This window comes from Paenarthrobacter sp. PAE-2, assembly GCF_026013155.1.
In the GTDB taxonomy this organism is placed as follows: Bacteria; Actinomycetota; Actinomycetes; order Actinomycetales; family Micrococcaceae; genus Arthrobacter; species Arthrobacter ureafaciens.
On sequence record NZ_JAPDNV010000040.1, the window covers coordinates 26,327 to 35,017 of the forward strand.

General features: G+C 63.3%; 7 protein-coding genes. 3 read left to right on the plus strand and 4 right to left on the minus strand.

The window, feature by feature from the left end; translation table 11 throughout:
- Positions 1-67 precede the first annotated feature (67 nt).
- Together OCL88_RS17900 and OCL88_RS17905 are read left to right on the plus strand one after the other, a co-directional pair.
- Complete coding sequence (locus OCL88_RS17900; RefSeq protein ID WP_264963400.1) at positions 68-1,084, plus strand: asparaginase; 1,017 nt, start codon at positions 68-70, stop codon at positions 1,082-1,084.
- 28 nt (positions 1,085-1,112) lie between these two features.
- Positions 1,113-1,511 (plus strand): sterol carrier family protein, encoded by a 399-nt coding sequence (locus tag OCL88_RS17905; RefSeq protein ID WP_264963401.1) that lies wholly within the window; start codon positions 1,113-1,115, stop codon positions 1,509-1,511.
- 80 nt (positions 1,512-1,591) lie between these two features.
- Here OCL88_RS17905 and OCL88_RS17910 read toward each other — a convergent pair whose 3' ends face one another.
- From OCL88_RS17910 to OCL88_RS17925, 4 genes are all read right to left on the minus strand, one after another.
- The gene (locus tag OCL88_RS17910) at positions 1,592-3,079 is read right to left on the minus strand and encodes a cation:dicarboxylate symporter family transporter (protein WP_166186445.1); all 1,488 of its coding nucleotides are present in this window, start codon (positions 3,077-3,079) and stop codon (positions 1,592-1,594) included.
- A 266-nt stretch (positions 3,080-3,345) separates the two neighbouring features.
- Positions 3,346-4,113, minus strand: coding sequence for an SDR family oxidoreductase (locus OCL88_RS17915; RefSeq protein WP_264963402.1), 768 nt, complete (start codon positions 4,111-4,113; stop codon positions 3,346-3,348).
- Positions 4,114-4,136: 23 nt separating this feature from the next.
- Positions 4,137-4,880 (minus strand): aspartate/glutamate racemase family protein, encoded by a 744-nt coding sequence (locus tag OCL88_RS17920; protein ID WP_166186447.1) that lies wholly within the window; start codon positions 4,878-4,880, stop codon positions 4,137-4,139.
- Positions 4,881-4,970: 90 nt separating this feature from the next.
- Positions 4,971-6,539, minus strand: a complete 1,569-nt coding sequence (locus OCL88_RS17925) for an NCS1 family nucleobase:cation symporter-1 (RefSeq protein WP_264963403.1) — start codon at positions 6,537-6,539, stop codon at positions 4,971-4,973.
- 290 nt (positions 6,540-6,829) lie between these two features.
- Between OCL88_RS17925 and aceE the strand changes: the two genes are divergently transcribed.
- Positions 6,830-8,691 (plus strand): pyruvate dehydrogenase (acetyl-transferring), homodimeric type (aceE, locus tag OCL88_RS17930; protein WP_264963404.1); only part of this gene is annotated, 1,862 nt, incomplete at its 3' end.

Below are 8,691 nucleotides of genomic sequence, written 5' to 3' on the forward strand. Positions count from 1 at the left end.
TAAGGTGTGTCAGCCCCCGGGCAAGGATGACCCGCTCCCCACGTCCTGCGCCGCCTAGACTGGGCTCATGCCACTGAGTTCCCATGAAACGTTCACCGTTGAGTCCGCCGTCGAACTTGCAGTGATCGAACGCAGCGGCTTCATCGAGTCCCGGCACATCGGTTCCGCGGTGGTCCTGTCGGGGGACGGGAATGTGGTCACGAGCCTCGGCGACATTGACGCCCCCGTCATGGCCCGTTCAACCCTCAAGCCGTTCCAGGCCCTTGCCGCCATGCAGTCCGGCGTCCCGCTCCGCGGTGCACAGGTGGCCCTCGCCTGCGCCAGCCACAACGGCTCCCTCGATCACATGGACGTGGTTGAAGGCATGCTGAAAGCGGCGGGGCTGAAGGAAGACCAGCTCCAGTGCCCCGCAGCCTGGCCCCAGGACGAGACCGCAAGGAACTGGCTGGTCCGGACCGAGCGGGGCCAGTCGAAACTCGCCTTCAATTGCTCGGGCAAGCACGCCGCGTTCCTGTGGGCGTGCGTGGAAAACGGCTGGGACCTCCGCAGCTACCTCGAGCCGAACCATCCCCTGCAGCAGCAAGTGCGCACCGTGATCGAGGAGTACGCCGACCAGCGGATTGCGCATCTGGGCATCGACGGCTGTGGCGCACCCGTTGCGGCGATCTCCTTGACCGGCTTGGCCCGGGCCTATTCGCGCTTGGCCCAATCGCCCGGGAACCCCGCCTCCAATGCCCGCGCCGCCACCATCGCCACGTCCATGCTGGACTACCCGTGGGCCGTCCAAGGCCGGGGCGAAGCGAATACCACCGTCATGGAAGAGCTGGGAGTCCTGGCCAAGATCGGCGCGGAAGGAGTGCTGGTCCTCGCCACGGACACCGGCGCGACCGTGGCCGTCAAAGTGCTGGACGGGAACCTTCGGGCCACGTCGTTGGTAGGCCTGACGCTCCTTGCCGTGAGCGGCGCCGTGGACATCCCGGCGGTTTCCAACGTGCTGGAGCGTGTGGTGGAACCCGTGCTGGGCGGCGGACGGCAAGTAGGCAGGATCCGGCTGGGCAATGCCGTGTCCGCGTTGCTCGACTGAGACTGATACGTAGGTTTAGGAGAAGTTCATGGCAGTTGCACGACGCCGCGTCGACATCAACGAGGGCCGCGCCGCGGTGGAAGCCTGGCAGTCCGCCGTCGGGCCCCGGGAAGGTTCCGGCGGCGACGAAGCCGGGACCCCGCCGTCGCGCTCCATCATTGCGACGGCGGTCCGCTACTCGCTGGAGGAAGTCACCGCACGCGCGCCGGGTAATTCGGTGGAGGTCCGCGTACCGCCATTCGGCGTGACGCAGTGCGTGGAGGGCCCGCGGCACACGCGGGGCACTCCCCCGAACGTCATCGAGACCGACGGCGCCACCTGGCTTGAACTGGTGACCGGACGGATCACGTGGGGAGAGGCCGTTGCCGCCGGGCGCGTGGCAGCTTCCGGCCTCCGCGCGGACCTTTCAACGCTCCTGCCGCTCTAGGCGCACCAACCCGATAGCGGGCGGAAACAGCTGATGCCCCCAAGACCGGGTCTTGGGGGCATCGGTGCGACTGTTCGGAGTCAGTCGGGGCAGACCGGGGTTTCGGACTGGCCCTTCTTGCTCATTTCGAACTGCGGAATGTTGTCAGGGGTGGGACCGCCACGGAATTTGGGCGACGGGTTCTGGCCGCCGGTGATCCGCTGCAGTTCCTGCTCCTCGTAGACGTCTTCCTTGCCGAGCATGATGGCTGAATCCTCGTTGGTGATCTCGCCCTTGAAAGCACGGAGCATGACGCTGCGGTCGAATTGACCTTCCCATTTGGCCACCACGAAGGTCGCCACGCAGTTGCCGAGCAGGTTCACCACAACGCGCATCGAGTCCATGAGGCGGTCCGCACCGAGGAGGAGTGCGACGCCGGCAACCGGGAAGATGCCCAGGGCTGCGGCGGTTGCCGAGAGGGCCAGGAACGATGAACCCGGAACCCCTGCCATGCCCTTGGAGGTCAGCAGCAGCACACCGAGCGCCGCGAGCTGTTGGCCGAGGTCCAGGTTGTGCCCGAACGCCTGCGCCAGGAACAGCAGTGAGATGGAGAGGTAGATCGCGGCGCCGTCAAGGTTGAAGGAGTAACCCGTGGGAACCACCAAGCCGGTGGTGGCCCGGGAGCAGCCGGCGTTGGTCAGCTTGGTCATGATGCGCGGCATGACGGCCTCCGTGGAGGCGGTCCCGAGTGCCAGCAGGAATTCTTCGCGGGTGTACTTCAGGAAGCTCCACAGCGGAACCCGGGCGAAGCTCCATGCAACGAGGAACAGCAGCGCGATGAAGACGATGGCGGCTCCGTAGCAGGCTGCGATCAAGAGGGCGTAGGTGCTGAGGGTGCCCAGGCCGTACTGGCCGATGATGAACGCCATGGCGCCGAAGGCACCAATGGGGGCGACCTTCATGATCCAGGACATGATCTTGAAGATCAGTTCGAGGACGGTCTCCATGAGGCTGATGACCGGCATGCAGCGCTCCCGGCCGATCACCACGATGGCTGCGCCGAAGAAGACGGAGAAGAACAGGACTTGGAGCAGGCTGTTGTTCGCGAAAGCGCCGATGACACTGGTGGGGATGACGTCCAGGATGAAGGCTGCGGCGTCCTTGGGCGGCGCGTTGCCTGTCTTGGCGTTGAGGGCGTCCTGGGACAGCGTCGCGGGATCGATGTTCAGGCCGGCACCCGGCTGGACGATGTTACCGACGATGAGTCCGAAGACGAGGGCGAAAAGCGTGGCGCCGGTGAAGTACAGGAGTGCTTTGACCCCGACCCTTCCGACCGCCTTGACGTCGCCGACCGCTGAGATACCCGTGACGATCACGAGGAAAATCAGCGGGGCAATGATCATCTTGATGAGTTGAATGAAACCATCGCCCAACGGCCGGAGGGTGGACCCGATGGTCGGCCAAAAGTGGCCGATGAGTACACCTGCGACGACGGCGATCAGAATTTGGAAGAAGAGCGACCTATACAGGGGCTTCTTCTTCCGCGGAGCCGAACTCGCCTTCAGCGCCGCAGAGTCTGGGATCTTCATTGATCTGAACCAATCAGTTTGGGAACAGGCCCCTCATTTGGGGGATGTTTTCAATGTAATCCTGCTCACATCATTCCGCAAGGGGAAATTGATTTTCCATAATACGGAAGTCATATCTGGTTTGGTATGCCATTATGACGTGCGGCCACGACCCACTTTGACGGCGGGGAGCCCCCGACACGCCGGAAAATCCGGCTTGTCGGGGGCTTCTTGGGCTCAATGTTGGTGGTGGCGGTACGCGCGCTGGGCGCCGGGCCGGGAAACTCCTAGCCCCGGCCGATAAATGGCATGCCGGCCGCGGTCACCACCAGGGATCCCACACTGGCCGACGGCGGCATGTTGGCCATCATCAGCACGGCACGGGCCGCATCTTCCACAGGGAACATGGGTTCCACTTTGCGGGACCCATCGGCTTGGAGGGCACCGGAACCAACGCCAATGGTGTCCATGATCTCCGTGCGGGTGTTGCCGATGTCTATCTGTCCGCAAGTGATGCCAAAGCCGCGGCCATCCAGCTCGATGCTCTTGGTCAGGCCGGTCATTGCGTGCTTGGTGACGGTATACGCAACAGACCTGGGCCTTGGCGAATGCGCGGAAATGGATCCGTTGTTGATGATCCGGCCGCCCTGTGGCTCCTGCGCCTTCATGGTCCGGACAGCCTCGGCGGCACACAGCATGGAGCCGGTCACGTTGACCCGCAGCGTGGCCTCCCACTCCGCGATGTCCAGGTCCCCCACGTCGCCTGCCGGTCCGAAGATGCCGGCATTGTTGAACAGCACATCAACCCGTCCCCAGCGTTGCCGCACCTGTTCGAAAAGGCGCGCAACGTCGTCGGGCACTGTTACGTCGCACGGGACCGCCAGCGCGTCCGGGTGGCCGTCCGCTGTTTCCAGCAGCTGCGCCTCGCGCCGCCCTGCCAACGCCACCCTGTAACCCTCGGAAAGCATGAGCCGGGCAACTGCGCGGCCAATACCGGAACCGGCCCCGGTGACGACGGCGACCCTCGGGTCTGCGGGCAGGCTTGGGTCAGTCATATGGATGCCTTTCGGGTGGTCGCCTAGCGTGCAGCAGTACGGGCTGCCTGGGTTATGGGCCAGCCTATGACAGTCTTGGGACGCGGCGTGGCGAAGGTGCGCACCTTGGAAGTGGTCAGGCCCAACCGGACCAGGGACTCGGCGATAGTGACGGCGGAGGCTACCCCGTCCACCACGGGAACGCCGGTGCGCTGGCGGATCTGCTCGTCAAGGCCTGCCATTCCCCCGCAGCCCAGGACGATCACCTCGGCGTGATCCTTGCCCACGGCTTCTTCAGCCTGCCCTACGATCGCCTCGACTGCGCGCTCCGGATACTCCTCCAACTCCAGGACCGCCATACCGCTGGCACGGACGGAAGCACAGCGGGCGTCCAGGCCGGCCAGTTTGAGGCGGTCCTCAATCAGCGGAACAGCCCTGTCCAAGGTAGTGACCACTGAGTACTTGTGCCCCAGGAACATGGCCGTGCTGGCTGCTGCCTCGGTGATGTCCACTACGGGGACATCGAGGAGTTCCTGCAGGCCCTCGCGCCCGTGTTCGCCGTACCCTGCCTGGATTACGGCGTCGAAAGGCTCGGGGTAGTTGACGACGGCATCCATGACGGCGATCGCGGCAAGGTAGCTCTCGAAGTTGCCCTCGCAGGAATCGGCGCCGAACCGCGGGGTGATCCCCACGATCTCCGTACCCGGCGCGGCAGCGGCCCGGGCCTGGGCGGCGATGGAATCGGTCATGGACTGCGTGGTGTTCACGTTGGCAACAAGAATGCGCATGGTTTTTCCTCTCAACGGGCAGCGCCCGCCCTGCGACCGGTGGGACCGTGGTCCGGTACCGGGAGGACGGGCAACGCCTTGGTTTTGCTTCTAGTGGGTGCTTGCGACGGCGATCGGCTCGCCGGAGACGTCAAGGTGTGCCTGCTTCTTGTCGGCCACGGCGAAGTACGTCAGCGCTCCGACGCCCGCTCCGATGAACCAGGCGAACGGCGCGGCCGCGGCCAGGCCCGGGATGAAGGCGATGGCGATGGCCAGCCCTGCGGCCGGGATCATGGCGATGATGGCCCGGGGGTTGACGCCGCGCTTGTAGAAGTAGGCACCCTTCGGGTCTTCGGTGTAGAGCTCGGGGACGTTGACCTTGCCGCGGCGGACCAGCCAGTAGTCGGCCATCACGACGCCGAACAACGGACCGAGCAGGGCACCAAGGCCACCGAGGAAGTACACGATGACGATCGGGTTGTTGTACAGGTTCCACGGAAGGATGACCAGGCCGATGGTGCCGCTGACCCAGGCCGCCTTGCGGAAGTTCAGGTGTCGCGGGAACAGGTTGGTCAGTGCATAGACCGGAGCCACGAAGTTTGCCATCAGGTTCACTGCGATGGTCAGGATCAGCAGTGCAAGGCACGCCAGGACCAAAAGGAGCGTGTTCGGGATGCTCTGGACGATGTCCGAGGGGCTTTCGATCACCGTTCCGTTGATCTTGTACTGTCCGCCGGCCATGACCACGACGATTGCGCCGAAGACCAGCATGTTGATGGGAATGCCCCAGAAGTTGCCCTTGACGATCGACTTCTTGGACGTGGAAGACCTGGTGAAGTCGCAGAAGTTCAGGACGAACGTGCCGTAGATGGACACCCAGAGGGCACCGCCGGCGAAGATGGTCAGCCACATCTCCGTACCTTCAAGGCCCTTGATGCCGGACCACTGGATGGCACCGCCGGCCTCGACGAAGACCCACACGGCGATGGCTGCCATGGTGACCAGGATGACGGGGCCGGCGAAGGCCTCGTACTTGCGGATCATTTCCATGCCGAAGCTCACGATGACCAGCTGGACGATCCACAGTGCAACGAAGGAGAGCCAGCCCAAGGTGGAGAGGCCGAGGATGGAATTGCTGTCCAGGTCCTTGAGCCCGGGTGCCACAGCTACCAGCAGGACGCGCAGGACCACTGAAGCGAGGTAGGTCTGGATGCCGAACCAGGCGACAGCGACGGCGCCACGGACCAGGCTGGCGAGCTGGGCTCCCCGAATGCCAAAGCTGATACGGCTCATGACCGGGAAAGGAACACCGGTTTTCTGCCCCATGAAGCCGGAGAAGTTGAGCAGGGCAAAGAGCAGCACTGCTCCGATTCCCAGCGCAACGAGGATTTGCCAGCCGCCAAGGCCCAAGGAGAAGAGGCCAATGGCGAAGGCGTAGTTACCCAGGCTGTGGACGTCGTTGGCCCAGAGGGTAAAGATGCTGTAGCTGGTCCACTTACGGCCCTCCACCTTGGTGGGTGCGAGGTCGATGTTGTAGAGGCTGGGGCTGATGGTACGGCCTGATGCTTCGGAAGCTATGGCGCAGAGTTCCGTATTTCCTACGGAAGGAAGGTGTCCTCCACCTTTATGCGCGTCTTCTTCCGGAGCTCCAGTGACGCCGACTGATGAAGTCGTCTGCATCGTGGATCTCCACTTCGTACTGCTTCCGTCAGGTGGAAACAAGTTATTGAATAGTGAAAACACTTTATGAGCTGCATCACGCGCGGTCAAGGGGTCGACTGTCTATCGGGTCACATTCTGTTGATAGGCCGGAGGCGGAGGAGTTGACTGTATCGGTCCAGCAATCCGTGTTGACGCCGCCCACCACGCCTGCGTAATCTCGAATTGCAGAATTTTATTCTCACAATACGAAATTCCTTGAGCGCCCCCACAGAGCAAGCGCCCAGACATTCAATGAAGAGAGGTTGGACGTGGCTGCAGGAGAAGAGACCTCACACATCCTCAGCGGGTTGACTGCCCAGCTGCCTGATCGTGATCCGGAAGAGACTGCGGAGTGGATTGAGTCCCTTGATGCGTTGATCGCTGAGCAGGGTACTGAGCGTGCGCAGTTCATTATGCGTTCGTTGCTCCAGCGTGCTGGTGCCCGGAGCGTGGGTGTTCCGATGGTGACCACTACTGATTACGTGAACACGATTCCGGTGGATCAGGAGGCCGAGTTCCCGGGTAATGAGGAGTTCGAGCGCCGGTACCGGGCGTATATGCGGTGGAACGCGGCGGTGATGGTTCACCGGGCGCAGCGCTCCGATATCGGGGTGGGCGGGCATATTTCCACGTACGCGGGCGCGGCGACGTTGTATGAGGTGGGTTTCAATCACTTCTTCCGCGGCAAGGACCATCCTTCGGGCGGGGACCAGGTGTTTTTCCAGGGCCACGCCTCCCCGGGCATGTACGCCCGGGCGTTCATGGAAGGGCGGTTGAGCGAGGAAGATCTGGACGGGTTCCGGCAGGAGAAGTCCAAGGAAGGCCATGCCCTGTCCTCCTACCCGCACCCGCGCCTGATGCCGGGGTTCTGGGAATTCCCGACCGTGTCGATGGGTATCGGCCCGATGAACGCGATCTACCAGGCCCAGTCCAACCGGTACCTGCATAACCGCGGGATCAAGGACACCTCGGACCAGCAGGTCTGGGCGTTCCTTGGTGACGGGGAAATGGACGAGCCCGAATCGCGGGGTTTGCTGCAGCTGGCAGCGAACGAGAACCTGGACAACCTGAACTTCGTGATCAACTGCAACCTCCAGCGCCTGGACGGGCCGGTGCGCGGTAACGGCAAGATCATGCAGGAACTCGAAGCGTTCTTCCGCGGCGCGGGCTGGAACGTGATCAAGGTCGTCTGGGGCCGGGAATGGGACTCCCTCCTGGAAGCGGACCACGATGGTGCGCTGGTCAAACTCATGAACGAAACCGCCGACGGGGACTACCAGACCTACAAGGCCGAATCCGGCGGGTTCGTGCGCGAACACTTCTTCGGCCGCACCCCGCAGACCAAGGACATGGTCGCGGACCTGAGCGATGAACAGATCTGGAACCTCAAACGCGGCGGCCATGACTACCGCAAGGTCTACGCCGCGTACAAGGCAGCGACCGAGTTCAAGGGCAAACCCACCGTCATCCTGGCCAAAACCGTCAAGGGCTACGGCCTGGGACCGCACTTCGAGGGCCGCAACGCGACCCACCAAATGAAGAAACTGACCATGGAAGACCTCAAAGCCTTCCGTGACCACCTGCGCATCCCGATCAGCGATGAACAACTCGACGCGGACCTCTACCGGCCCCCGTACTACCACCCCGGCATGGACGCCCCGGAAATCCAGTACCTCATGGAACGCCGCAAAGCACTGGGCGGATTCCTGCCCGAACGCCGCCCCGGCCACACCCCCGTGACCCTGCCCGAAGCCAAATCCTACGACATCGCCAAACGCGGATCCGGGAAACAACAAGCCGCGACCACCATGGCCTTCGTGCGCCTGCTCAAAGACCTCATGCGCGATAAGAACTTCGGCCACCGCCTCGTCCCGGTCGTCCCGGACGAATCCCGCACCTTCGGCATGGACGCGTTCTTCCCGACCGCGAAAATCTACAACCCCAAAGGCCAGAACTACCTCTCCGTGGACCGCGACCTCGTCCTGGCCTACAAAGAATCCCCCGCCGGACAACTGATCCACCCCGGCATCAACGAAGCCGGAGCCGTCGCAGCATTCACCGCCGCCGGAACCTCCTACGCCACCCACGGCGAACCCCTGGTCCCGATCTACGTCTTCTACTCCATGTTCGG